Source organism: Bradyrhizobium sp. SZCCHNGR1005 (genome assembly GCF_032489995.1).
Taxonomy (GTDB): Bacteria; Pseudomonadota; Alphaproteobacteria; order Rhizobiales; family Xanthobacteraceae; genus Bradyrhizobium.
Map to the genome: position 1 here is coordinate 500355 of NZ_JAUEZC010000001.1, position 23892 is coordinate 524246.

24 protein-coding genes are annotated in these 23892 nt (G+C 64.8%); 15 read left to right on the forward strand and 9 right to left on the reverse strand.

All coding sequences use genetic code 11. The features are described from left to right. Positions 1-7 precede the first annotated feature (7 nt). The 3 genes from QXZ85_RS02345 to QXZ85_RS02355 all read left to right on the forward strand — a co-directional run bounded on the left by QXZ85_RS02345 (position 8) and on the right by QXZ85_RS02355 (position 3316). Positions 8-1612, forward strand: coding sequence for a PEP/pyruvate-binding domain-containing protein (locus QXZ85_RS02345; protein WP_315765256.1), 1605 nt, complete (start codon positions 8-10; stop codon positions 1610-1612). 123 nt (positions 1613-1735) lie between these two features. Beyond that, complete coding sequence (locus QXZ85_RS02350; RefSeq protein ID WP_315706724.1) at positions 1736-2305, forward strand: glycosyl transferase; 570 nt, start codon at positions 1736-1738, stop codon at positions 2303-2305. Positions 2306-2371: 66 nt separating this feature from the next. Next, entirely contained in the window at positions 2372-3316 is a 945-nt protein-coding gene (locus QXZ85_RS02355; RefSeq protein ID WP_316173461.1) for a helix-turn-helix domain-containing GNAT family N-acetyltransferase, read from the forward strand. A gap of 15 nt (positions 3317-3331) precedes the next feature. Here the strand turns inward: QXZ85_RS02355 and moaB are convergent, their stop codons facing one another. Beyond that, positions 3332-3895: a molybdenum cofactor biosynthesis protein B gene (gene moaB, locus QXZ85_RS02360; protein WP_316173460.1), complete on the reverse strand. Its 564-nt coding sequence runs from the start codon at positions 3893-3895 to the stop codon at positions 3332-3334. A 37-nt stretch (positions 3896-3932) separates the two neighbouring features. After that, positions 3933-4847, reverse strand: a complete 915-nt coding sequence (locus tag QXZ85_RS02365) for a neutral zinc metallopeptidase (RefSeq protein ID WP_315706727.1) — start codon at positions 4845-4847, stop codon at positions 3933-3935. Between the two features lie 384 nt (positions 4848-5231). Here QXZ85_RS02365 and QXZ85_RS02370 point away from each other — a divergent pair, with 384 nt between their 5' ends. Next, entirely contained in the window at positions 5232-6365 is a 1134-nt protein-coding gene (locus tag QXZ85_RS02370) for a site-specific DNA-methyltransferase (protein ID WP_315706728.1), read from the forward strand. A gap of 5 nt (positions 6366-6370) precedes the next feature. Here the strand turns inward: QXZ85_RS02370 and QXZ85_RS02375 are convergent, their stop codons facing one another. After that, entirely contained in the window at positions 6371-7369 is a 999-nt protein-coding gene (locus QXZ85_RS02375; RefSeq protein ID WP_315706729.1) for a hypothetical protein, read from the reverse strand. A gap of 434 nt (positions 7370-7803) precedes the next feature. Between QXZ85_RS02375 and QXZ85_RS02380 the strand changes: the two genes are divergently transcribed. Next, entirely contained in the window at positions 7804-8496 is a 693-nt protein-coding gene (locus QXZ85_RS02380) for a glutathione S-transferase family protein (protein WP_315741686.1), read from the forward strand. A 13-nt stretch (positions 8497-8509) separates the two neighbouring features. Here the strand turns inward: QXZ85_RS02380 and QXZ85_RS02385 are convergent, their stop codons facing one another. After that, on the reverse strand, positions 8510-8962 hold the full coding sequence (locus tag QXZ85_RS02385; RefSeq protein ID WP_315706731.1) for a nuclear transport factor 2 family protein: 453 nt from the start codon (positions 8960-8962) through the stop codon (positions 8510-8512). 20 nt (positions 8963-8982) lie between these two features. Beyond that, on the reverse strand, positions 8983-9405 hold the full coding sequence (locus QXZ85_RS02390) for a nuclear transport factor 2 family protein (RefSeq protein WP_315706732.1): 423 nt from the start codon (positions 9403-9405) through the stop codon (positions 8983-8985). Between the two features lie 88 nt (positions 9406-9493). Here QXZ85_RS02390 and QXZ85_RS02395 point away from each other — a divergent pair, with 88 nt between their 5' ends. Beyond that, on the forward strand, positions 9494-10417 hold the full coding sequence (locus tag QXZ85_RS02395) for a LysR family transcriptional regulator (RefSeq protein ID WP_315706733.1): 924 nt from the start codon (positions 9494-9496) through the stop codon (positions 10415-10417). Here the strand turns inward: QXZ85_RS02395 and QXZ85_RS02400 are convergent. From QXZ85_RS02400 to QXZ85_RS02410, 3 genes are all read right to left on the reverse strand, one after another. Further along, a complete protein-coding gene (locus QXZ85_RS02400) occupies positions 10414-11031 on the reverse strand; it encodes a glutathione S-transferase family protein (RefSeq protein WP_315706734.1) in 618 nt (205 codons plus the stop codon). The genes QXZ85_RS02395 and QXZ85_RS02400 overlap by 4 nt on opposite strands. 96 nt (positions 11032-11127) lie before the next feature. Then, the gene (locus tag QXZ85_RS02405; RefSeq protein ID WP_315706735.1) at positions 11128-11547 is read right to left on the reverse strand and encodes a PaaI family thioesterase; all 420 of its coding nucleotides are present in this window, start codon (positions 11545-11547) and stop codon (positions 11128-11130) included. Positions 11548-11628: 81 nt separating this feature from the next. Then, positions 11629-12768, reverse strand: coding sequence for an A/G-specific adenine glycosylase (locus QXZ85_RS02410; protein WP_315706736.1), 1140 nt, complete (start codon positions 12766-12768; stop codon positions 11629-11631). Positions 12769-12893: 125 nt separating this feature from the next. Between QXZ85_RS02410 and QXZ85_RS02415 the strand changes: the two genes are divergently transcribed. From QXZ85_RS02415 to QXZ85_RS02455, 9 genes are all read left to right on the forward strand, one after another. Then, positions 12894-13373, forward strand: a complete 480-nt coding sequence (locus QXZ85_RS02415) for a DUF721 domain-containing protein (RefSeq protein ID WP_315741689.1) — start codon at positions 12894-12896, stop codon at positions 13371-13373. A gap of 120 nt (positions 13374-13493) precedes the next feature. Beyond that, the gene (locus tag QXZ85_RS02420) at positions 13494-14150 is read left to right on the forward strand and encodes a DsbA family protein (protein ID WP_315706738.1); all 657 of its coding nucleotides are present in this window, start codon (positions 13494-13496) and stop codon (positions 14148-14150) included. Between the two features lie 284 nt (positions 14151-14434). Further along, the gene (smc, locus tag QXZ85_RS02425; protein WP_315706739.1) at positions 14435-17899 is read left to right on the forward strand and encodes a chromosome segregation protein SMC; all 3465 of its coding nucleotides are present in this window, start codon (positions 14435-14437) and stop codon (positions 17897-17899) included. Next, positions 17896-18897, forward strand: a complete 1002-nt coding sequence (locus QXZ85_RS02430; RefSeq protein WP_315706740.1) for a small ribosomal subunit Rsm22 family protein — start codon at positions 17896-17898, stop codon at positions 18895-18897. Before smc ends, QXZ85_RS02430 begins: the two co-directional genes overlap by 4 nt. Before the next feature lie 136 nt (positions 18898-19033). Next, on the forward strand, positions 19034-19459 hold the full coding sequence (locus QXZ85_RS02435) for a hypothetical protein (RefSeq protein WP_315706741.1): 426 nt from the start codon (positions 19034-19036) through the stop codon (positions 19457-19459). Positions 19460-19666: 207 nt separating this feature from the next. Beyond that, positions 19667-20224, forward strand: coding sequence for a LemA family protein (locus QXZ85_RS02440; RefSeq protein WP_315741690.1), 558 nt, complete (start codon positions 19667-19669; stop codon positions 20222-20224). A 33-nt stretch (positions 20225-20257) separates the two neighbouring features. Continuing rightward, positions 20258-21475, forward strand: a complete 1218-nt coding sequence (locus tag QXZ85_RS02445; protein WP_315765267.1) for a M48 family metallopeptidase — start codon at positions 20258-20260, stop codon at positions 21473-21475. Positions 21476-21735: 260 nt separating this feature from the next. Next, a complete protein-coding gene (locus tag QXZ85_RS02450) occupies positions 21736-22500 on the forward strand; it encodes a hypothetical protein (protein ID WP_315706744.1) in 765 nt (254 codons plus the stop codon). A gap of 56 nt (positions 22501-22556) precedes the next feature. Beyond that, positions 22557-23225, forward strand: coding sequence for a hypothetical protein (locus tag QXZ85_RS02455; RefSeq protein WP_315706745.1), 669 nt, complete (start codon positions 22557-22559; stop codon positions 23223-23225). A 72-nt stretch (positions 23226-23297) separates the two neighbouring features. On the opposite strand, the gene QXZ85_RS02460 is transcribed toward QXZ85_RS02455, so the two are convergent. After that, positions 23298-23837, reverse strand: coding sequence for an adenine phosphoribosyltransferase (locus QXZ85_RS02460; protein ID WP_315706746.1), 540 nt, complete (start codon positions 23835-23837; stop codon positions 23298-23300). Positions 23838-23892: the final 55 nt, after the last annotated feature.

Consider the following 23892-nt stretch of genomic DNA (forward strand, 5'->3'; position numbering starts at 1 on the left):
TGAGCCCATGTCTATCGTCCGCATCGGCGGCACCGCGACCGAACAGCGCTCGGCCGACATCGTCGGCGCCAAAGCCGCCAATCTGGCGCGGATGGCCGCGCTTGGCCTGCCGGTGCCACCCGCCTTCGTGCTTCCCGTGGAGCTCTGTGCCGACATCATCGCCGGGAAGACACAGGCCGAACATGATCTACGTGACGGTTTGAAGGACGGCGTAGCCTATCTCGAACACTCGACCGGCAAGATCTTCGGCGACCATCGCCGTCCCCTGCTCGTTTCGGTGCGCTCCGGCGCAGCCCGCTCGATGCCGGGCATGCTCGACACCGTGCTCAATGTCGGCTGCACGTCGGCTGCGGTGCGTGGCTTGATCCGCACCACCGGGCGGCCGCGGCTTGCATGGGATTGCCGCCGCCGCTTCATTGAGAGCTATGCGGAGGCGGTGCTCGGTCTCGATCCGGCACCGCTCGCGGCTCAGCTTGCCGAACTCATCGCGCGCGAAGACGTCGCCAGCGATCGCGAGCTCGACAGTGCCGCAATGGAGCGGCTCGCGACCGACGAACAGGCGCTGGTCGAGGTCGGCAGCGACGGCTGGCTGGAAGACGCCGCCGCGCAACTCGAGGCAGCCGCACGCGCCGTCTATCAGTCCTGGATGAGCGAGCGCGCGCGGACCTATCGCAAGCTGCAGAAACTCGACCATCTGCCCGGCACGGCCGTCACCGTTCAGGCGATGGTGTTCGGGAATGGCGGCTTCGCCTCCGGTGCCGGTGTCGCGTTCTCGCGCGATCCCTCGACCGGTGCGCGCAAGCCGATGATCGATCTGGTGCTGGACGCCCAGGGCGAGGACGTCGTCTCCGGCCGCCGCACGCCCGACACCGAGGAAACTATCGCACGCGCACTACCGAACCTGACGACCGAACTCGGCGCGATACTGGAGCGGCTCGAGCAGGCGTTCTGCGACGTGCAGGACGTCGAGTTCACGGTCGAGGACGGCGAGCTCTGGATCCTGCAAACGCGCGCCGCCAAGCGCACGCCGCGTGCAGCGCTGCGGATCGCGATCGATCTCGTATCGGAGGGCCTGATCACGCCGCGTGAGGCGCTCGCGCGGCTCGCCGACGTCGATCTCGCTGCACTGGTCGAGACCCGGCTCGCCGCCGCGGGCGAACCGGTCCTGACCGGCATCGGCGCCTCCGGTGGGATCGCGGCGGGGCGAGCCGCGTTCGATGCCGAGAATGCAGAGCGGCTCGCCGCCGGCGGCGAACCCGTCATCCTGATGCGGCCGGATACATCGACCGCCGATGTCGCGGGCTTTGCGGTGGCCGCCGGCATCGTCACGTCGGTCGGCGCGCGCACCTCGCACGCTGCACTGGTGGCCCGCCAGCTCGGAAAGCCGTGCATCGTCGGCTGCGGCGCCCTGACGACCGAGCCCGAGGCTGACCGCGCGCGCCTTGGCGCAGCGCAGATCGTCGGCGGGGACTGGATCACCATCGATGGTGATCGGGGCGATATCTATCTCGGCCGGCGCGAGGTCGTCGCCACCCGTCCGGAAGCCGAACTCGCAGAGATTGCGCGCTGGCGCAGTGATGATCAAGACGAGCTGAAACGTCATTCGGCGTGAGCGCGATCCGACGCGACGCGCCTGAGCATCTGCCGCAAAATTCTGCAGCGAAAGGGCTGTTTTGATTGTGACAAGATGCTAACAACGTTCGCAGTGGCCGCTTAGATAACAAATGCCTGCGACATGTTGAGTGTGATCATTCCCACTGACGGTGCGGAGCAGCCCGCGGTGGCGACGTTGTCCGCGCTGGTCCCCGGCGCAGCAGCCGGTGTCATCACCGACGTACTCCTGGTCGATCGCTCATCCGACACCAGCGTGATCGAGCGGGTCGCCGACGTTGCCGGCTGCAACTTCATGAAATTCGAAGGCTCGCATGCGGCCGCGCTGGCCGCTGGCGCCGCCCAGGCCAAGGCGCCATGGCTGATGTTTCTCCCGGTCGGCGCCGTGCTCGATCCCGGCTGGATCGACGAGACCGTGCAGTTCGTCCAGAGCGTGGCGGCGTCTGGACGTCCCCGCGCCGGCGTGTTCCGTTACGCCCGCTCGCCCTATGCGGAGATCAGCTTTCGCGACCGGCTTCGCGCGATCGCACGCACCCTGGTCGGCCCGCTCGGCGACCAGGGGCTGCTGATCGCACGCGACCATTACCGGCAGCTCGGCGGCCACGCCCCGAATGCCCGTCGGGCGGAAACCCGCCTTTTGCGTCAGATCGGCCGTTCGCGCACCCTGTTGCGTAGCCGAATGGTCATGATCTAGCGCGGCCTTCAAGATACTTGCCAAAGTCAATCAATCGATTGACAATGGCAAATATTGAGGTGCGCCATGCTCAATCCATCACCCCACGGTCAGCAGTCCGACAGCCATGTCTCCGCCGTTCGGGCCTTCAACCGCTTCTATACAAAAAAGCTCGGGGTGCTCGACCAGCACCTGCTGAAGAGTCCCTTCTCGCTCTCCGAGGCGCGGGTGCTCTACGAACTCGCTCAAGGCGAGGGTCTCTCCGCCAAGGAGATCGCCGCCACTCTCGACCTCGATCCCGGCTATCTCAGTCGCATCGTCCAGAGCTTCGACGAGAAGGGATTGATCATCCGTACGCCATTGCCATCGGACCGACGACAGCAGGCGCTCGGCCTGACCGCAAAGGGACGTCAGAGCTTCGCCAAGCTCGACCGTAGTTCGCAGAGCGAGATCGCGGCGATGCTGGACGAACTCACCGGGCGGGACCGCGACCGCCTGGTGCAGGCGATGGCGACAATCGAAGATGTCCTTGAACCGAGGGCGATGCCCCGGTCGGCCTTTCTCCTCCGCAGCCATCGTCCTGGCGATATCGGCTGGGTGGTCTCACGCCATGGCGCCGTCTATGCCGACGAATATGGCTGGGACATCTCATTCGAAGCCTTGGTCGCGGAGATCACCGCGCAATTCCTGCGCGCCTTCGACGCTGAACGGGAGCATTGCTGGATCGCGGAGATCGACGGCGAGCCGGTGGGTTCGATCTTTCTGGTCAAGGGCACGGATGATGTCGCAAAGCTGCGCTTGCTGCTGGTCGAGAAAAAGGCCCGCGGGCTCGGTGTCGGCCGCGCCCTGGTCGAGCAGTGCATCCGCTTCGCACGCGAGAAGAACTACCGGACCATCGTGCTGTGGACGCAGAGCATCCTCACTGCCGCACGCGACATCTACCGGCGCGCGGGCTTCCAGCTCGTCGCCGAAGAGCCGCATCGTTCATTCGGCGTAGATCTCATGGGCGAGACCTGGGAGCTGAAGCTATAGTCGACGAGGCGCGCTCTACACCGTGGCGCCCTGCGCCTTCGGCCGGCGCAGATGCTCATCGAGCCGCGGCATGATCTCGACGAAGTTGCAGGGGCGCGTACGATAATCGAGCTGCGCGGCCAGGATGCCGTCCCAGGCATCGCGGCACGCGCCGGGCGACCCAGGCAGGCAGAAGATGTAGGTCGCGCCGGCAACGCCCGCCGTTGCGCGGCTCTGGATCGTCGAGGTGCCGATCTTGGCATGGCTCAGCATGTGAAAGGCGATCGAGAAGCCGTCCATCCGTTTCTCGAACAACGGCTCGATGGCCTCCGGCGTCACGTCGCGACCGGTGAAGCCGGTGCCGCCGGTGGTAATGACGACGTCGACGCCGGGATCGGCGATCCACCGCCTCACCACGGCACGGATCGCCTCGACATCGTCGGTGACGATCTCACGCGCCGCGAGCTTATGGCCGGCCGTGGTCAATCGATCGCTCAGCGTCGTGCCGGATTTGTCGTCGGCAAGCGAGCGCGTATCGGAAACGGTCAGCACCGCGATGTTGAGCGGAATGAACTGCTTGGCTTCACCGACCGATGACATCGTCACCTCCTTCATCAACTCCAGGCGCCGACCCGCATCACAGCGAATTTGCGCCGAAAGTATCGCAGGCTTTCACCGTGCCCTGCTGGAAGCCGGTCATGAACCAACGCTTGCGCTGTGCCGCCGAACCGTGGGTGAACGAGTCCGGCACCACGCGGCCCGTCGCCTGCCGCTGCAGCGTATCGTCGCCGATAGCCGAAGCGGTCGTCAGCGCCGCGTCGATATCGCCCTCTTCGAGATAGCCGGGACGCTTCTTCTGCTCGCGATTGGCCCAGACGCCCGACAGGCAGTCCGCTTGCAGTTCGACCTTCACCTGCAGCGCATTGGCGTCGGCCTTGCTGCCCGACTGCTGCTGCAGCCGAGTCACCCGCGGCAGGATGCCGAGCAGGTTCTGGATGTGATGGCCGGCCTCATGCGCGATGATATAGGCCGCGGTGAACTTGCAGGCATTGCCTGAACAACCGTGGAAGCGTGTCTCGACCTGGCGGAAGAAATTGGTATCGAGGAAAATCTGGCGATCCGGCGGACAATAGAACGGCCCCATTGCCGACTGCGCCATGCCGCAGCGCCCGCCATTGGTGGCGTTGCGAAACAGCACGACCTTCGGTCCGGTGTAGCTCTGGCCACTGGCCTGGAAAATCTCGCTCCAGCGGTCGTCGATCTCGCCGAGAATCGCGGAGACCATGTCACCCATCTCGTCCTTCGGCGCGCCGGTCTTGCCGGGCGAGCGACGGTCGGCCTGATAGCTCTGCCCGCTGTGGCTGACCATCTCGGCGCCACCGATCAGGATTCGCGGATCGATGCCGAAGGCATAACCGATCAGGCCGAGTACGATGATGGTGCCGATGCCGAGCCCGCCACCGCCCATCGGCAGACCCATACCGCCACCCATTCCGCCTTCGTCGCGACGATCCTCAACGTCGTCGCTGCGGCGAAAATCATCGTAACGCATGGCGGCCTTTCCTCGATTGATCCAACGCGGGCAAACGCAATACCTAACGCCGCAGACAGGTAGAATTTCCACTCCGTTAATCAATAACCCGGCCGGCAAGTTTTTCCTAGCGCCGGCCCGACAAATCACGCCGCGATTGCCCATGCACGCGACGGCAACGCGGCACGCCGTCGGGATAAACCGTCGACAGATCGTCAGCTTAGCGAGCTTGGACCGATGCCACCTGCACGCGGCACATCGGACGGCGCGTGATGAATCAACGCGCAATGATGCGAAAAATTTTCCCGGTTAAGCCGATTTTTACTTTGCGCGATCAAGGTAGCGCCAGTCGGTTGTTAGGTCCCGCGTCGCCGACAGCGTCGCCTGAGTCAGAGTTCTTGAGTCATGGTTGTGTCGCGTCGCGGGGCGTCTGCAAGGGCGCCCCGCACCAAATTTGAGACTCTCGAGAGCTCGAGCATCATCGTCGGCGACTGCGTCGCCGAGATGTCGAAATTGCCGGCCTCATCGGTCGACCTGGTGTTCGCCGATCCGCCCTACAATCTGCAGCTCAAGGGCGAGCTCAAGCGTCCTGACGAATCGCATGTCGATGCGGTCAACGACGATTGGGACAAGTTCTCGTCCTTTGCCGCCTACGACGATTTCACCCGCGCCTGGCTGCTCGCCGCCCGGCGGCTGATGAAGCCGAGCGCGACCTTGTGGGTGATCGGCTCCTATCACAATATCTTCCGCGTCGGCGCCATCATGCAGGATCTCGGCTTCTGGATCCTGAACGACATCGTCTGGCGCAAATCCAATCCGATGCCGAACTTCCGTGGCCGTCGCTTCACCAATGCGCATGAAACCATGATCTGGGCGGCGCGCGACGAGAAGGCCAAAGGTTACACGTTCAACTACGAGGCGCTGAAGGCGGCCAATGAAGACGTGCAGGCGCGCTCCGACTGGCTGATTCCGCTGTGCACCGGCGATGAGCGGCTGAAGGACGAAGACGGCAAGAAGATCCATCCCACCCAGAAGCCGGAAGGCTTGCTGGCGCGGGTGCTGCTCTCGTCCTCAAGACCCGGCGATCTCGTGATCGACCCGTTCAACGGCACCGGCACCACCGGGGCTGTGGCAAAACGCCTCGGCCGCCGCTACGTCGGCTTCGAACGCGACCGCACCTACGCCAAAGCCGCCGAGGCGCGCATCGCGGCGATCGAACCGCTGCCCGAGGCGACGCTGGCCCCGTTCATGACTGCGCGCGAGGCACCGCGCGTCGCGTTCTCCGAGTTGATCGAACGCGGGATGATCCCGCCGGGGACGAAGCTCGTCGATGCCAAGCGTCGGTACGGTGCGCTGGTGCGCGCCGATGGCGCCATCATGCTCGGCGATAAAGTCGGCTCGATCCATCGCATCGGCGCGGTGGCGCAAGGCCTGCCCGCGTGCAACGGCTGGACCTTCTGGCATGTCGAGACCAAGAGCGGGTTGAAACTGATCGACGAATTACGCGCCGAAATTCGCTCCGAACTGGCCGCGAGCTGAACAGGCTAAGATCTCCGGCGGTTCTGTCCTGAGTACCGCGCTAGCAGATCTTCGACCTGATATTGCTCCTCGTAGTGGACGTCGTCCTGCGGGACCACCGACAATCGGGATCGACGCGGCTGTTCGAGATCGCGCGGCTGCGGCAGCGAGGGGTAATCATCCATCGGCGCCAGCTGCATCCGATCGAGCTCCGGTTCAACCGGCCAATGCGCGCTGCGCCGCATCTGCGCTGGCGCAAGCTGGATGCGGCGCCGGGCGCGCGCCCGCGCAAACAGCACACTGGTGGCAAAGCCGGTCAGCGCGATCGCGCTGAGGAAAGCAAACAACTGGGTCCGAGAGGCGTCGTCCGTGCTCAGCGCGGCGGAGAAAGAAGAGGTCGTGTCGCTCACGCGCACCGGCTCAGGCGTCGCCGGAGATGCGCTCGCGTCAGCAGGAATGGCAGGTGCAGAAGCTGCGGCGAGCTTGTAGGACGGCGCAGTCTGCACCGGATCGGCGGGGGCCTGCAGCGTGGTGGAGGTCTGCTCGGGCCACCGGGTCGCGATCGTCGACGTTTCGGCCGGCGCGGCGCTGCCGTCTGCGGCGCCCTGTGTCGGTCCGGCATCCGCGACCGGAGCCGCACCTGATGGGACCATTCCGGAAGGTTTCGCCGACTCAGGCGAGGGCGCAAGCTTCACATCATCGTTACCGGAGCTGGCCTGCGTCTCATATTCAGCATGCGCATTCGCCGTCGCGGAGGAGAGCTTCGCGCGTTCATCTTGCGCAGCAGTTTTTCGCGCTGCGAGAGACGCGCCCTGCCCGCGGTCATCATCGCGCAAATACCAACACTGACGCTTCGTCGCACGGTCGATCCGGTAATACCAATGCTTTCCTGCAACGCCTTCCTTCGGCTTCGCCAGGCAGTCATCAGCACTCCACGCCGGTTGGAACTGGAGCGTCACCAGTGCCGCGCTGGCCAACATGGTCGCCGCGAGACACGGCACCAGACTCGTCGCTCGATTCGTCATCAGACCTCCGACGATTCAGTGCAACCCCCAGCGCCGTTTCGTCGAGGACTTCGTTCGCAATAAGGCTGCGCAGGTTCCATTTGTCGAAAGAATGTTGGGATCACGGTCTCGTTTTGATGGTTTCTAATTTTGTCGCGCTGTTTTGTCGCGGCAACACTTGGCATACGCACCAAAACGGAGCCGATTTGCACCATTCGTCGAACCGCGGCATGCCGGGGCACGTGATGGAGCTCGTTCCGGCCATCCGCGTCGCGAATAGCAGCAATGCGATAAATGCTGTGCACCGAGACAAGACAACTCATTCGGACCCGCCCGGACCAACAAAAATCCATTCCGACTTGGTCGGCGATCCCACGCCGTTAATGTCTACGTGAGATGTCTATCTGCAGCGCGCCGTGCACAACGCCGCAAGTAACACTCCAGGGGAAACACCAATGCTCAAATTCTACTTCAACGGTTCGCCCAATCCGACCAAGGTCGCGCTGTTCCTCGAAGAGTCCGGCTTGGCTTACGAGCCCATCGCCATCGACACCCGCAAAGGCGACCAGTTCAAGCCGGAGTTCCTGCAAATCAATCCGAATGGAAAGGTGCCTGCGATCGATGATGACGGGGTCGTCGTGTTCGACAGCAACGCGATCCTGCTCTATCTCGCCGAGAAGACCGGCAAGTTCCTGCCTGCCGATACGCCGGCGAATCGGGCTGAGCTGCTCTCATGGCTGATGTTCGTCGCGACCGGCGTCGGCCCCTACTCTGGTCAAGCGGTCCATTTCAAGCACTTCGCGCCCAAGGATCAGGACCACGACTACGCCCATAATCGCTATCAATATGAAGGGCACCGCCACTACAAGATCATCGACGATCGCCTGGCGACGCGCCGCTACATGGTCGGGGACACCTATACGATCGTCGACATGGCGCTGTGGGGTTGGGCCCGCATGGCGCCGTTCGCGTTCGGCGACGACGCGCTGACGAAATATCCCAACCTCAAGCGTCTGGTCGACGAAGTCACGAGCCGTCCGGCCGCACAGCGTGCGCTCGCCTTGAAGGACAAGTTCATCTTCAAAGCCGAACTGGACGAGGATGCCCGCAACATCATGTTCGGCCATCTCAAGACCAAGGTGGCGTGAGGACGGGCGCGCATCACCCGCACTTCGCGGCCGGATGCGACGGGGCCATCGGGGGAGGCCCCAGCACGTTTTCGACCAACAGGGTGTCGCAATATTCGATCCATTCCTTGAACTGCCCTGCCTCGAGCCTGATGACATTGCAGTAAGTATTGTCATAGGCCCTGCCCTCCGTTGTCGTGTTGCGGCCGCGCGCCTCGACGACAACGAGATCGCCTTCCGCGATCAGCCGGACCGGGATCGTGGCGATCCGGCCCGCAATCCTCTCCCGCAGCGGAGCAAACAGCTCGGTGAGCACGACGGCCTTGCCGTCGAAGCTGCGCGACCATGATCCGGTCCCCATGATCACGAAGCGGAAATCGTCAGCAAGACGATCCAGCAAGGGCTTCGAATTGCCCTTGGCCAGTTCATCGAACACGCCCTGAACGATCTTCTTGTTCTCGGTGCGATCGTTTTCAATCGTCGTCATCGGCGTCCTCCTGCCATTTATCAGCCGCGCTGTTTCATCGATGCCGGAAACGGGCCGAGCACGGCTTCGGTCAGCGCGGAGTCGCAGTACTCCCTGATTTCGATGATCCGCCCGCTCTGCAGCCGGTAGATCAGGCAATAATCGTTGTTGTAGGGAATACCGGCCTTGGTGCGCATCTCGCCCCTGGCTTCGACGATGACGTAATCGCCGTCTGCGTAGAAGCGCAGCGGGATGGTTCGCCGGTGAGCCAGAATGGTCGCGAGATAGTCGTAGAGATCCCGCACGAGCGCTTCCTTGCCCCTGAACGTCTGCGACCAGGAATAGTGTCCCGTGATCTGCATCGTCACGTCGTCGGCGATATGGTCCACAAACCGTTGGCGGTTGCCGGCAGTGATGTCGGCAAAGAGATCTTGCAGCAACTGCTTGTTGGCGGCGACGGTCATGACGAGTCCTCCTGATGGATGGAGCCGGATGCTGCCGCAGCGCTTCTCATTCTTCCAATCGATAGGCGATATGATATCTATTCGCCTGATGAATTTGACTGCGCTCGATCTCAACCTGCTGATCGCGCTGGATGCGCTGCTGCGCGAGGCCAGCGTGAGCCGCGCCGCTCTCCGGATCGGCTTGTCGCAACCGGCCACCAGCCACGCGCTGCAGCGGCTGCGTGATCTGTTCGGCGATCCGCTGCTGGTGCGCACCGGTGCGCGAATGGAATTGACGCCGCGGGCGCTTGCCTTGCGCGCACCTCTGGCACAGACGCTGGATCAGGTGCGCGGCCTGTTCAAGTCGGATGCGTTCGACGCGGCGAGCAGCGAACGCCAGTTCCGGCTGATGATGCCGGATCTCGCGGTCGAACTGCTGATGCCGATGCTGATGGCGAAGGTGACGCAAGCCGCACCCAACATCCGCATCGACGTGGTGCCATGGCGGGGACCTGCGATCTTCCACGCTGAATTCGCCCGCACCATCGACATGGTGATCTCGATCGGCAACGCCTTCAAAGGCTTTCACCGCCAGCTGCTTTATACCGACAGCGACGCGCTGGCGGTCCGTCGCGGCCATCCGGTGGGCGCAAAACTGAAGCAATGCGACGCCTTCCTGAAGGCCCGCCACGTCGCCGTCGTGCTGCGCGGCCGGAATGAGGACCTGATCGATATCTGGCTGCAGGAGAAAGGCATCGAGCGGCGGATTGCGCTGGTCGTGCCGAGCTATTTCGAGGCGCTCCATGTCGTGGCCCGCACCGATCTGGTCGCCTTCGTGCCACGACGCCTGATCGCCGCACTGACGAGATCATTGTCGCTATTGACGATCTCACCGCCGCTCGATCCCGGCATCGATGAGCAATACATGTTCTATCCGACCCGGGCGCAGGTCGACCCGGGCTCGATCTGGCTGCGCAAGCTGATGCTGGAGACCGCGCGCGAGCTCGATCACGGCAAGCGCGGTTCCGTCTAGCGCTGTTCGGCCAGCGCCTTCTTCACGGCCGGCCGCTCCGACATGCGAGTGAAATGATCAGCGATGCCTGGGAACGCTTTGATGTCGACGCCGTCCCCTTCGAGCCATTGCGCGATCGTAAACAGATAGGGGTCGCAGATCGTATACTGCTCGCCCATCACCCACGGCCCCCTGAACATGGCGCGCTCGATCATCGCGAAGCAGCCACCGACGGTTTCAGGGACTTTGCGCTTCATGTCGGCGAAGGAGGTTTCCTCGCTGGCCCAGCGCGAGCCGCGTACCCGATGCGCATGCGCGACATGAACGGTCGAGCACAGGTAGGAGTTGAACGACTGCACCTCGGCGAACGCAAAGGCATCGTCCACCGGCGCGAGCTTGGCCCGCGGGAAGCTCTGCGCGATGTAGGCGAGCAGCGCCGGCGTCTCGGTCAGGACACCGCGGTCGGTGACCAGCACGGGCACCCGCCCCTTCGGGTTGATCTTAAGATAGTCCGGGCTGTTCTGCTGGTTGGCCTTGAAATCGACCTTCTGCAGCGCGTAGTCCGCGCCGGCTTCAGCCAGCGCGATATGCGAGGCGAGCGCGCAAGTGCCGGGTGTGTAATAGAGCTTGAGCATGGCGATCCTGATCGGTGGACCGCCAGCCTAGCGGGGCTGTGCTCTCACGTCCATCCTGAATGGGCGGGAGCGGCAGCTCCATGACCTTAATCGTTGTCAGCGCAACGCTCGCGCGCTCGCGATCAGTCGCGCGCTGGCGGTTGCGGTCGCAATCAGCGTACCATCGGCCCGCGCGAGCCGGCCCTCCATGAAGGCAATCGTCTTGCCGAGCTGCGTCACCCGCGCTTCGCCGGTGATCGGCCCGGGTTCGGCGGGAGTCATGAAATTGACCGTCATGGTGACGGTTGCCGTATAGAGGCGGCCATCCGTCATCGCGAATACGGCCGGGCCCATGGTGTCGTCGAGCATCGCCGACAGGATGCCGCCCTGGATGAATCCGGCCGGATTGCAGAACTCGTGCTTGCCGTCGAAGCCGACCCGGATCCAGCCTGCGGCGGGCTGCGCATCCAACAGACGCCAGCCTAACAGCTTCGCGGATGGCGGAGCTGGGATGTCATCGAGTGCGGTCTGGATCATGAGCGCGTCTCCCTTTCACGCGCCCTCACTAAGTTGGAGCTGCTGCCACCGCGCTGTCAGCAGCCCGACCAGATGCAAGCTTCAATCGCCGAGCCCGTGGGCGACCACCTTGCGCATCACGTTCGGCAACGCCTCGTCCGCGAGGGTCGCGATCGGCACCCAGCGCATGCCGGATGGCGCACGCGTGCGGGCACGCGCCGTCGCCGTGTAGACCACCAGTTCCAACGGAAAATGCGTGAAGACATGGGTGACGACGCCGGCTTTGCGATGCCAGCGCGACAAGCCGGCAAGCTGCGGCGCCTGCGCCAGCGCGGATTTATCATCCTGACCGGTCAGCCACTCCGAGCCGGGCACCTCGGTCATGCCGCCAAGCAGACCTTTCTCTGGCCGCGAGCGCACCAGAAGCTCGTCGCCCCGGGTCACGACGAAGGCCGCGCCGCGCCGCAGCGCGCCGCTCTTCTTCGGCGCCTTGCGCGGAAACGTCTCCTGATCGCCGCGCAAGCGAGCCGCGCAATCCTCGCTGAACGGGCACAGGGCGCAAGCCGGCTTTTTCGGCGTGCAGATCGAGGCCCCCAGATCCATCAGCGCCTGGGCGCTATCCCCGGCGCGCGTCTTCGCGTCGCCCGCGCGCGTCTCCGCGTCGCCGGCCAGGGACGGGCTCAGCAGGCCCGCGGCCAATTGCTGAATCCGCGGCTTGGCCTGCGGAAGTGTCTCTTCGACCGCAAACAGGCGGGACACCACGCGCTCGATATTGCCGTCGACGGGCATGGTGCGGCGATCGAACGCGATCGCCGCAATGGCCGCCGCGGTATAGGGCCCGATCCCCGGCAGCGCGCGCAGGCCCTCCTCGGTGTCCGGAAACACGCCGCCATGGTCGCGCACCACGGCCACCGCGCAGGCATGCAGGTTGCGCGCGCGCGAGTAATAGCCAAGCCCGGCCCACATTCTCAGGACATCATCGAGCGCTGCGCTGCCGAGCGCCGTCACATCCGGCCATCGGATCAGAAACTTCTCGAAATACGGCCCGACCGCCTTGACCGTGGTCTGCTGCAGCATGATCTCCGACAGCCAGACCCGGTAGGGATCGGCGCGCTCCCCAGCAGGCGCCCGCCAGGGCAGCCGGCGGCGATGGCGGTCGTACCAGGCGAGCAGCCGCACCGGGCGGCCATCCCGAGGATCAGCCTCGGGCGATTTCCGTTGGGAGCGAAGGGCGGATGACATCGTGCCTGCAATCTAGTACGTCAGACGAAACAGTCTCCCGTCATGATCCGTGCTTGTTGCACGCATCCACGGTTTTCTTCTTACGCGCGGCAGGTTCCGAGGCTGCGACGATGCAAAAGTAGACGATGTCCAGGCCCGGACGACTCAGCGCCAAGCCTCTGTCCGTCATGCTGGGGGACCTATTTTCGGCCGCCTATGCCAAGCAGGGCTTTGCCGCCCGCGAGCTTGTCACCCGCTGGGCCGAGATCGCGGGACCCGAGATCGCGCTGCACGCCGAGCCCCTGAAAATGCAATGGCCGCGACCCGTGGAAGGACAGCCGCAGGAGCCGGCGACCCTCGTGCTCAAGGTCGAGGGGCCGATGGCGCTCGAGATCCAGCATTCGTCCGATGTGATCCTGGAGCGGGTCAACCGCTTCTTCGGCTGGCATGCGGTCGGCAAGCTGGCGTTGCGCCAGGGACCGTTGTCGCGGCGCCCGCGGCGGCGCCGGCCGCCCCCGCCGGATCCGACGACGGTCGCAAAAGTGGCGGAGAGCCTGTCGGCAATCGAGGACGATGCGCTCCGTGACGCGCTCGCCCGGCTCGGCGCCGCCATCAAGCGAAATTGACGCCGGCCGACTGATCGGTCCTCACCCGCCGGCATTGCCAGTCGAGCGGTTTCAAGCTAGCGACATGCCGCGTCTTTAGAGTATCTCGTGCGCAAAGATGCGCCAGTCCGGAGCAGAGCCTTGATCATCACCCGCCGCGCCTTCACTGCCGCTTTGTCCCTGACCGGTCTCGCCGCACTTGCGGGATTCTCGCCGCTGCGGCTGATTTCGGGGGCGATGGCGCAGAGCGCCGCTGACGTCGCCAAGCCGGTGTCGCTGCCGGACATGGTGCTCGGCCCGGCCGACGCCGCCGTGACCATCACCGAATATGCCTCGATGACCTGCCCGCACTGCGCCGCCTTCAATAAGGAGGTGTTCCCGAAGCTGAAGGCGGAATACATCGATACCGGCAAGATCCGCTACATCTTCCGCGAATTCCCGCTCGACATCAAAGCCGCGGCGGGCTCGATGCTGACCCGCTGCATCGCCAATGGCGACGCGCAGAAATATTTCGCCGTGACCGATATGCTGTTCCGCTCCCAGAACGACTGGGTCGTGAAGAACACCACGGAGACGCTGACCCGGATCGGCAAGCAGGCCGGCCTGAGCCAGCAGCAGGTCGAGGCTTGTCTGAAGGACCAGACTTTGCTCGACAAGATCGCGGCCGACCAGAAATACGCCAGCGAAGTTCTCAAAGTCGATTCGACGCCGACCTTCTTCATCAATGGCGAGAAGATCAAGGGCGAGACCTCGATCGAGGAGTTCGAGAAGAAGATCAACCCGCTCCTCAAGAGCTGATCTTTCTCTCCAGGGATTCCCGCCAATGGTTCTCGCGGCCGCATCGATTGCGGCGGCAAGGCTCTGAAGAGCCGAGACATTCCGGCTCGCGGCGATTTCGCCCGGGCCAAGCTTGCGTCCAGAAAGCCTTGGAAAAGCAGGGCCTGCGGGTTGCCCTTGTGCCCGGCCATCGCCATTGTCCCGCCCTCAAGAGGCGCATGAAGCGACTCGGGCCACATTGACATTGCCTTCTATGGTATTGTCACGGCAGGGAGATTCGTCTCCCGCCAACAGAGAATCTGTGCATGAAACTCACGCGTCTTCGTCTCCACGGGTTCAAGACGTTCGTCGAACCCACGGACTTCGTGATCGAGCCGGGCCTTACCGGCGTGGTCGGACCGAACGGCTGCGGCAAGTCGAATCTGGTCGAAGCGCTGCGCTGGGCAATGGGCGAGACCTCGCACAAATCGCTGCGCGCGGCCGACATGGACGCGGTGATTTTCTCCGGCTCGAACACACGGCCCGCGCGTAACCACGCCGAAGTGGTGATGACGATCGACAATGCCGATCGCACCGCACCCGCCGCCGTGAACGACCGGGACATTCTGGAAATCTCGCGCCGGATCGAGCGCGAGGCCGGCTCGGTCTATCGCATCAACGGCCGCGACGTGCGCGCCCGCGACGTGCAGATCCTGTTTGCAGATGCCGCGACCGGCGCCCGCTCGCCGGCCCTCGTCCACCAAGGCAAGATCGGCGAGATCATCCAGGCCAAGCCCGAACAGCGCCGCCGCGTGCTGGAAGATGCTGCCGGTGTCGCCGGCCTCCATGCGCGCCGGCACGAGGCCGAGCTGCGCCTGAAGGCGGCCGAGAGCAACCTCACCCGCGTCGAGGACGTCATCGGCCAGCTCTCCGGTCAGATGGAAGGCCTCAAGAAGCAGGCCCGCCAAGCCATCCGTTTTCGCGAGGTGGCCGCCAAGGTCCGCAAGGCCGAAGCCACGCTCTATCACCTGCGCTGGATGGGGGCCCATGCCGACCTCAATGATGCCGCGCAGGTGCATGACGTTAGCGTGCGCGAAATGGCCGAACGCACCCGCGAGCAGGCCGAATCCGCCCGCGTCCAGGCAATCCGTGCCTCGCAGCTTCCTGCGCTCCGCGATGCCGAGGCCCGCGCCGCTGCGACGTTGCAGCGGCTGAAGAGCGCCCGCGACATCCTCGACCGTGAGGAGCAGCGCGCCAAGGAGCGCGCAAGCGAGCTCGATCGCCGCCTGATGCAGTTGACCGCAGACGTCGCCCGCGAGCAGCAGCAGACCCAGGATGCCCGGGTGGCGCTGCAGCGCCTGGAGACCGAAGACGCCGAGCTGAAGGAAGAGATCAAAGCGCGCGTCGAGATGCGCAGCGGCGTCGACGAACGGGTTGCCGAGGCCGAAGCCAGCCTGACCGAGACCGAGCGGCAGTTCACCGAGCTGACCACGCAGCTGGCCGATCTCACCGCCAAGCGCAATCAGCTTGAGGCCAATGTGCGCAGCCATCGCGACCGGCTGGCGCGGCTCGACCAGGAGATCGCCTCGGTCCAGGCCGACGAACAGCGGTTGGTGCAGGAGACCGCCCATCTCGGCGACCTCGATACTCTCGCCGCCACGCTCGAAGCCGCCGAAGAAGCCGTCGCCGTATCGGAAGGGGCAGCCCAAGCCAGCGAAGCCGCGCAGGCAGCCGCCCGCCAGAAGCTCGAGGCGTCGCGCGCGCCACTCGCAGAAGCCGACAAGCGCGTTCAGCGGCTCGAAACCGAGGCTCGCACCATCTCGAAGATGGTCAACAGCGAGACCAAGAATTTGTGGCCCCCGATCATCGACGGCGTGACCGTCGCCAAGGGGTACGAGAAGGCCTTCGGCGCCGTGCTTGGCGACGATCTCGACGCGCCGGTCGATCCGTCTGCGCCGATGCGCTGGACCATCGCCGGCGCGGAAGGCAGCGATCCCGCGCTTCCCGACGGCGTCGAGCCGCTCGCAGCCCACGTCCAGGCGCCGCCGGAATTGGCGCGGCGCTTGGCGCAGATCGGCGTGGTGCCGCGCGAGCGCGGCGGCCAGCTCGTCTCGCAACTCAAGACCGGCCAGCGGCTGGTGTCGCCGGAGGGCGACGTCTGGCGCTGGGACGGCTTCATCGCGGCTGCGCATGCTCCGACCGGCGCTGCCCGCCGGCTTGCCGAGCGCGCGCGCCTGATCGACATCGAGGCGGATCTCGAGCAGGCCCGCGTTGACGCAGCGAACAGGCGCCAGGAGCTGGAGGCCGCCGAGCGCGAGGTGCAAGCTGCCGGCGCCGCCGAAAGCGCTGCGCGCGAGGCCTGGCGCGCGGCCCAGCGCGAAGTCAACGCAGCGCGGGAGCGCCATGCCAATGCCGAGCGCGAGATCAATCGTCACGCGGCGCGCAAGTCCGCACTGACCGAGGCGCAGAGCCGTCTCGCGTTGGACCGCGAGGAGGTCGCTGCTGCGCATCAGAGCGCGATCGAAGCCATCGAGGAATTGCCGCCGAACACGGATGCCGAAGGCAGGCTGTCGGCCGTGCGCGCCGAGATCGAGGCCAAGCGACGCGCTGCCGCCCAGGTGCGCGCGGAGGCGCAGGCGCTGGCCCGCGAGGCCGAGCTCGCCGATCGCCGCGTGCAGGCGATCATCAAGGAGCGCAACGACTGGCTGGGCCGCATTCACGGCGCCGGCTCGCAGATGGCGACCATCGAGGAGCGCATCGCCGAGGTGCGGGAGGAGCGCGCCGAGCTCGAGAACGCGCCGACGGTTTTTGCCGAGAAGCGCAGCGCGCTGATCGACGAGATCGGCATCGCGGAAGGAGAGCGCCAGGTCGCGGCCGATGCACTCGCCGCAGCCGAGACCGAGATGGGCGACACCGACCGTGCCGCCAAGGCTTCGCTGGAATCGCTGTCGCGTGCCCGCGAGGCCACGGCCCGGGCCGAGGAGCGGCTCGAAAGCGCCAAACGACGCGTGGCCGATGTCGAGCGCGAAATCCACGACATGCTCGAAGTCGAGCCGCAGGCGGTGGCCGCGCTGGCCGAGATCGGGCCGGACACGCAATTGCCGCCGCTCCATGAGATCGAGGACAGCCTCGACAAGCTGCGCCGGGACCGTGAGCGGCTCGGCGCCGTCAACCTGCGCGCCGAGGAAGAGCTGACCGAGGTCGAGGGCCAGCACACCGCGCTCACCACTGAGCGCGACGATCTGGTCGAAGCGATCAAGCGGCTGCGCCAAGGCATCCAGAGCCTGAATAAGGAGGCGCGCGAGCGCCTGCAGGCCTCGTTCGAGAGCGTCAACACCCACTTCAAGCGGCTGTTCACCGAGCTGTTCGGCGGCGGCGAAGCCGCCTTGCACCTGGTCGAGAGCGACGATCCGCTGGAGGCCGGGCTCGAGATCATCGCCAAGCCGCCGGGCAAGAAGCCGCAATCGCTCTCGCTGCTCTCGGGCGGCGAGCAGGCGCTGACGGCGATGGCGCTGATCTTCGCGGTGTTCTTGACCAACCCTTCGCCGATCTGCGTGCTGGACGAGGTCGACGCGCCGCTCGACGACCACAACGTCGAACGCTTCTGCAACCTGCTGCACGAGATGAAGAACTCGACCGAGACCCGCTTCATCATCATCACGCATAACCCGATCACGATGGCGCGCATGAACCGGCTGTTCGGCGTCACTATGGCCGAGCGCGGCGTGTCGCAACTGGTGTCGGTCGCCCTCGATGAGGCCGTGAAGATCCTCGACCAGCAGGTGGCGTGATCCCGCCGGATCTCCCCGCCGCGCTGAGAGCCGCGCTGGAAGCGAAGCTGCACGGCCTGTCGCGTCAGGATGCCGCGGCGCGTGCTGCCCGGATTTCGCAAACCTACCGCAGCGGCGGCACCTCCGGCGCCATCGCCAGCGAAGCCGATGCGGTAGCCTATGCCGTGGTGCGGATGCCCGCGACCTACGCCGCCATTGCAGCCTGTTTGAATGCGCTCATGCGGGCAAGGCCGGACTTTGCACCGACATCGCTGCTCGATGCCGGCGCCGGACCGGGCACGGCGAGCTTTGCCGCAGCCGAGGCGATTGCATCGCTGGCATCGTTCTACGCATTCGACGCCAACCCGGCATTGCGGGCGCTTGCGCTGGAGCTTGCCGACAGTAGCGACGGCCTGAACCGCCTCGAATACGCGCTCGGGCCCGCGCGCACGCAGCTCGGAGCTGCGACGCCTGCCGATCTCGTGGTCGCGAGCTACATGATCGGCGAGGTGCCCGAAGCGGAGCGAGGCGCACTGATCGCAGCGCTGTGGAAGAAGACACGCGATACGCTGTTGCTCGTCGAGCCCGGCACGCCCGCCGGTTACCAGCGGATCGTCGCGGCGCGCGCGCAGTTGATCGCCGCGGGGGCCCACGTGGTCGCGCCCTGTCCGCATGACCATGCCTGTCCGCTCATATCGCCGGACTGGTGTCATTTCGTCCAGCGCCTGTCGCGCTCGCGCGCCCACAAGCAGGTCAAGGATGTCGAGCTTCCCTATGAGGATGAGAAGTTCAGCTACGTGGCGCTGACGCGAGGGCCTGTCCCGCATTCGCCGTCCGCGCGCGTGCTGGCGGAGCCGACTCTGAGCAAGGTGGCAGTCACGGCCAAGCTCTGCTGCGCCGACGGCGCAGCGCGGATCGTCACCATTCCGCGCCGGGACAAGAGCGCCTTCGCCGCCGCGCGCCGCTGGGATTGGGGCGACGCTGTCGAGCCTGGAAGCCTGCCGCAACTCCCGTCGTAAGCGCGGCAGTTGGTTAACGACAGGTGCTGTTCGACGATCAATTCTCCGGGTTTCCGAAACCTGCAACTAATTCGCGCATGCTAGTGTCGCCCTGCAACCGGCGTTTTCTTTTGCCGCTCAAACGGGGACCCTTGGAATGCTTCGGACGATGATGATAGCTGCGGCTCTGTTGGCCACGGCGGACACGGCCTTTGCTGGTAGCCACGAGGCCTCGGCTCCGCCCCCGGCCCCGAAACAGGAGGGTCCGCCGGCCAAGGCCATCATCGGCAAGAACGGTCCGATCCTCGTCGACCTCAAGGGCATGACGCTCTACACGTTTGCGCACGACACCACCGGGACCGCCTCGACCTGCGACGCGAAGTGCGCCGAAAAACGGCCGCCGTTGGTCGCGCCGGACAACGCGGTCGCCACCGGCGATTTCACCGTGATCACCCGCAGCGACGGCAAGAAGATGTGGGCCTATCGCTATCGCCCGCTGTACACCTCGCAACTGGATGGCGCGCCGGGCGAGGTCAACGGCAACGATCCGTCGCAGGCCTGGCACATCGCGCGCCCGTATTGAACTCCGCCCATCTCGGACCTGGCGGTTTCGGCGACGGGAACCCCCGGTCCGGATTTGAGATCGGCCAAAGCAGTCGACGCTGAGGCATTGAACGTCCGGATCGACTTTGACGACCAATGCACGCCGGATCTGGCGGACCTCCCGTCGCCTGGCGGCATCGGCTAGTCTGTGCCGAGCGCCCTCTTCCCTTCTTCCTCGGAGCCTTTCATGTCCGGCTGGATCGTCCTCGGCATCATCGTCATTCTCGTGCTGTTCGTCCTCGGTGCCTACAATCGGCTGGTGGCGCTCAGCCAGCGCGTCAACCAGGCCTTCGCCGACATCGACGTCCAGCTGAAGCAGCGCCACGACCTGATCCCAAATCTGGTCGAGACTGTAAAGGGCTATGCCGCCCATGAGCGCGGCACGCTCGACGAGGTGATCAAGGCCCGCAATGCCGCGATGTCCGCGCAGGGCCCTGCGCAGGTCTCTGCGGCGGAAAACCAGCTCAGCGGCGCGCTGGGCCGGCTGATCGCATTGTCCGAGGCCTATCCCGATCTCAAGGCCAACGCCAATTTCCAGCAGCTCGCGAGCGAGTTGTCCGACATCGAGAACAAGATCGCCGCCAGCCGCCGCTTCTTCAACAACGCGGTACAGGAATACAACACCAGCATCCAGCAGATGCCGGCCGTATTGTTCGCCGCTACGTTCGGCTTCACCCGCAAGGAGTTCTTCGACCTGGGCGCCAGCCGCACCGAGGTCGAGACTGCGCCCAGCGTGAAGTTTTAAGCTCACGCCATCCACGATGACAGGCCGCGTCGCATGGCCGCCTACGGTCTTTACACCCATATCGCATCGAACAAGTTCCGTTCGGCGTTGCTGCTCGGCGGCCTGTTTCTCCTGATCTACGTGCTGGTCTATGCCGGCGCGCTGGTCGCGGAGGTCATGATCAGCAGCGACGGCAGCCTCGCCGATTACCTGCGGGCCGCACTGTTCGACCTGATCAAGGCCCTGCCCTGGGCCACGCTCGGCGCGGCGGCGTGGATCGTGATCGCCTATTTCTTCCACCAGTCGATCATCGATGCCGTCACCGGCGGGGAAGCGGTGACCCGGCAGGAGCAGCCGCGGCTCTACAATCTTTTGGAAAATCTCTGTATCTCGCGCGGCATTCCGATGCCGAAGCTGAAGATCATGGACAGCGAGGCGCTGAACGCCTTCGCAACCGGCCTCAACCAGAAGCAATATGCGGTGACCGTGACCACGGGGCTTTTGAACGCCCTGAACGATCAGGAGATCGAGGCCGTGCTCGGTCACGAGCTCACCCATATCCGCAACGGCGATGTGCAGATGATGGTCGTCGCGGTCATCATCGCCGGCGTGGTCGGCTTCCTGGGTGAACTGTTCTTCCGCCTCTTCACCAATCTGAGCTGGAGCGGAGGCGGCGGCTCCTGGAGTTCCTCGTCCTCCTCCTCATCATCCTCGTCCTCCTCGTCGGATCGCAAAGGGTCGGGCGGTGCCGCGGTCGTCGTCATCATCATCGCGGTGATTCTGATCCTGCTTGCCTGGCTGTTGTCACAAGTGGTCAAGCTCGCGCTGTCGCGCACGCGCGAATATCTGGCGGACGCCGGTTCGGTCGAACTGACCAAGAATCCGGACGCGATGATCTCCGCGCTGCGCAAGATCGAGGGCCGCGGCGAACTGCCGGGTGCGACTTCGGCGGTGATGGAGCTGTGCGTCGACAATCCCCGCGAAGGCTTCGCCGACCTGTTCGCCACCCACCCCTCGGTCGAATCGCGCATCCAGGCGCTGGTGAAGTTCGCCGGCGGCCACGACCCCGGTCCGCTCGCGCTGCCCTCCGAAGCGGAGCAGCCGTCGGCGACCGAGCCGCCCGATGCCGATGCGCCACCTGCGCCGCCCCGCTCCGGCCCATGGGGCACGGCCGACGGTACAACCAACTCGCCCGCGTCCGAACAACCAGCACAGGATGCGCCGCGAGGTCCGTGGGACGAGCCGGCGAGCGGACCCTGGGGCCGCCGCTGACATCTCACTGTCACATCGATTCGCCTGCCGATACCCTTGATCGTACACGCATTTTCGCCAACCGCTCGCAGCCGTCATCGCCGCGTGGCCATAAGACGGGCAGACTTCCCGCTTCATCCTCCACCTTCACCTGCAGATGGGGAAATTTCACGGACGCCTCGCTTCAATGAATTTGAATTCTCCGTTGTTTCTGCCATGGTCGCGCGCAACGCAGAATGCAAAGCGCCGGCCTCCGCCGGCCCAGATTTCAGGGACATTCCATGGCGAAACCGGCAGTTGTTGTGGTGGGTGCGGACAAAGGCGGGGTCGGCAAGACCACGGTTTCGCGCACCTTGCTCGATTATTTCAGTGCCAATAACGTCCCCACCCGGGCGTTCGACACCGAGCATCCCCGCGGAACGCTGAAGCGCTTTCACCCGGAGATCACCGAGATCGTCGACATGAACGCGACCTCGGACCAGATGAAGATCTTCGACACCTTGAGCGCGGTGGCGCCATCGGTGACCGTGATCGACGTCCGCGCCGGCCTGATGTCCCCAACCCTGGCGGCACTGCGCGACATCGGCTTCCTCGACGCGGCCCGCTCCGGCCAGATCACCTTCGCGGTGTTCCACATCCTGGGCTCGTCGATCGCCTCGCTCGACGAAATCGCCGAAACCGCAAGCTACATGGTCGGCGCAAAGTACTTCCTGGTGAAGAACTTCATCAACAACACGAGCTTCTTCGAGTGGGACCAGTCGACCTACGCGTCCTATTTCAACCGCATCAAGGATGCGACCGAACTCACGATTCCGAAGCTCAACGAAATGGCCTACGAGCAGGTCGAGGTGGCCTCGGTCCCGTTCCTGAAATTCGTCGCCAACAAGGGCCCGCATGACGAGGCGGCCAACTACTCCTTCGTGCTGCGCGGCTATGTCCGGCATTGGCTCGCCAACGTCTGGAGCGAGTACGACCGGATCAAGCTGACCGACATCGTCGGGTCGACCAAGCCGGTCGCGGCGGTGCGGCCCGCAGGGGAAAAATGACAGCTCCGCAAACGAGGGGGCTTTATCGGAGGCGCGTTTGACCTGATATAGGTCAAATGCCCGCGACGCCCGTCTACATCGTCTGCTCGCCCCGACCCCAGATCGGCAAGACGCTGCTTGCGCGCCTTTTGAGCGAATTCCTGCTGCTCAAGAACGGGCAGGTGCTTGCCTTCGACATCTCGGTTCGCGAGCCCTCGCTGGTCGATTTTCTGCCTGCGGTCACCGAGACCGCGGAGATCGAGGACACCTACGGCAAGATCCAGCTGATGGACCAGGTGATCCTGAACGACGGGATCGCCAAGGTCATCGACCTCGGCTACTATTCCTACGGCGAGTTCTTCAAGATGTCCGAGGAGATCGGCTTTTTGAAGGAAGCGGCACGGCGAAATGTCGTCCCGATCGTTCTGTTCTGCGCCGAAGGCGACCGGGTCTCGATGCGCGCCTATGACGAGTTGCGACGCCAAATTCCCAGCTCCCAGCTGATCGTCGTCGAGAACGCGCACGTCCTGCGTGAAGAGTTGCCCCAGCAATTCAGCCATAGCCGCATGCTGCGCATTCCCGCCCTGCCGCTGTTCCTCAAGACCTATATCGACCGGTACTCCTTCTCCTTTACCGGCTATCTGCGCCAGGAACGGGATTCCTCGACCGAGCTCTATCAGTGGATCCGGCGCAACTACTACGCGCTGCGGGAGATCGAAATGGGGCTGCTGATGCAGCGGTCGTGAGCGGATCCTGGTCCGCCCAAGTCCCCCACCAAGTCCCCCAAGCTCCGTCCGACGAGCCCCATTCCGCGGCGCTCAATGCCCCTCGAACGAGATCAGGGTGCGAACCGGCACGTCCATCGCGCGCAACTTGGCGGCGCCGCCGAGATCCGGCAGGTCGATGATGAAACAGGCCGCCACCACCGTGGCGCCGATCTGCTTGAGCAGTTTCACCGCGCCCTCTGCCGTGCCGCCGGTCGCGATCAGATCGTCGACCAGGATCACCCGCTCGCCCGGCTGCACCGCATCGACATGCATCTCCATCTCGTCGGTGCCGTATTCCAGCGCGTAGGACATGCTGACGGTCTTGTGCGGCAGCTTGCCCTTCTTCCGGATCGGCACGAAGCCGGCCGAAAGCTGGTGCGCCACCGCGCCGCCCAGAATGAAGCCGCGCGCCTCGATGCCGGCGACCTTGTCGATCTTGGAGCCGGCCCAAGGGTGTACCAGCTCGTCCACCGCGCGGCGGAACGCGCGCGCATCCGCCAGCAGCGTGGTGATGTCGCGGAACAGGATTCCGGGCTTCGGATAGTCCGGAATGGTGCGGACCGTGTTCTTGATGTCCAGATCGAACGTCATCGTGCTCTCATCCACTCTGTGTGTTTGCCGTCATTGCGAGCGAAGCGAAGCAATC

Bases quoted from the DNA above. Each gene is read 5' to 3' on its own strand.
- QXZ85_RS02365 (WP_315706727.1), bottom strand. From the start codon at position 4,847: ATGCGTTACGATGATTTTCGCCGCAGCGACGACGTTGAGGATCGTCGC.
- QXZ85_RS02390 (WP_315706732.1), bottom strand. From the start codon at position 9,405: ATGACCGTCGCCGCCAACAAGCAGTTGCTGCAAGATCTCTTTGCCGAC.
- QXZ85_RS02405 (WP_315706735.1), bottom strand. From the start codon at position 11,547: ATGATCCAGACCGCACTCGATGACATCCCAGCTCCGCCATCCGCGAAG.
- QXZ85_RS02400 (WP_315706734.1), bottom strand. From the start codon at position 11,031: ATGCTCAAGCTCTATTACACACCCGGCACTTGCGCGCTCGCCTCGCAT.
- QXZ85_RS02435 (WP_315706741.1), top strand. From the start codon at position 19,034: ATGCTTCGGACGATGATGATAGCTGCGGCTCTGTTGGCCACGGCGGAC.
- smc (WP_315706739.1), top strand. From the start codon at position 14,435: ATGAAACTCACGCGTCTTCGTCTCCACGGGTTCAAGACGTTCGTCGAA.
- QXZ85_RS02355 (WP_316173461.1), top strand. From the start codon at position 2,372: ATGCTCAATCCATCACCCCACGGTCAGCAGTCCGACAGCCATGTCTCC.
- QXZ85_RS02445 (WP_315765267.1), top strand. From the start codon at position 20,258: ATGGCCGCCTACGGTCTTTACACCCATATCGCATCGAACAAGTTCCGT.
- QXZ85_RS02410 (WP_315706736.1), bottom strand. From the start codon at position 12,768: ATGTCATCCGCCCTTCGCTCCCAACGGAAATCGCCCGAGGCTGATCCT.
- QXZ85_RS02350 (WP_315706724.1), top strand. From the start codon at position 1,736: ATGTTGAGTGTGATCATTCCCACTGACGGTGCGGAGCAGCCCGCGGTG.
- QXZ85_RS02395 (WP_315706733.1), top strand. From the start codon at position 9,494: ATGAATTTGACTGCGCTCGATCTCAACCTGCTGATCGCGCTGGATGCG.
- QXZ85_RS02375 (WP_315706729.1), bottom strand. From the start codon at position 7,369: ATGACGAATCGAGCGACGAGTCTGGTGCCGTGTCTCGCGGCGACCATG.
- QXZ85_RS02450 (WP_315706744.1), top strand. From the start codon at position 21,736: ATGGCGAAACCGGCAGTTGTTGTGGTGGGTGCGGACAAAGGCGGGGTC.
- QXZ85_RS02460 (WP_315706746.1), bottom strand. From the start codon at position 23,837: ATGACGTTCGATCTGGACATCAAGAACACGGTCCGCACCATTCCGGAC.
- QXZ85_RS02370 (WP_315706728.1), top strand. From the start codon at position 5,232: ATGGTTGTGTCGCGTCGCGGGGCGTCTGCAAGGGCGCCCCGCACCAAA.
- QXZ85_RS02415 (WP_315741689.1), top strand. From the start codon at position 12,894: ATGTCCAGGCCCGGACGACTCAGCGCCAAGCCTCTGTCCGTCATGCTG.
- QXZ85_RS02345 (WP_315765256.1), top strand. From the start codon at position 8: ATGTCTATCGTCCGCATCGGCGGCACCGCGACCGAACAGCGCTCGGCC.
- moaB (WP_316173460.1), bottom strand. From the start codon at position 3,895: ATGTCATCGGTCGGTGAAGCCAAGCAGTTCATTCCGCTCAACATCGCG.
- QXZ85_RS02455 (WP_315706745.1), top strand. From the start codon at position 22,557: ATGCCCGCGACGCCCGTCTACATCGTCTGCTCGCCCCGACCCCAGATC.
- QXZ85_RS02385 (WP_315706731.1), bottom strand. From the start codon at position 8,962: ATGACGACGATTGAAAACGATCGCACCGAGAACAAGAAGATCGTTCAG.
- QXZ85_RS02440 (WP_315741690.1), top strand. From the start codon at position 19,667: ATGTCCGGCTGGATCGTCCTCGGCATCATCGTCATTCTCGTGCTGTTC.
- QXZ85_RS02380 (WP_315741686.1), top strand. From the start codon at position 7,804: ATGCTCAAATTCTACTTCAACGGTTCGCCCAATCCGACCAAGGTCGCG.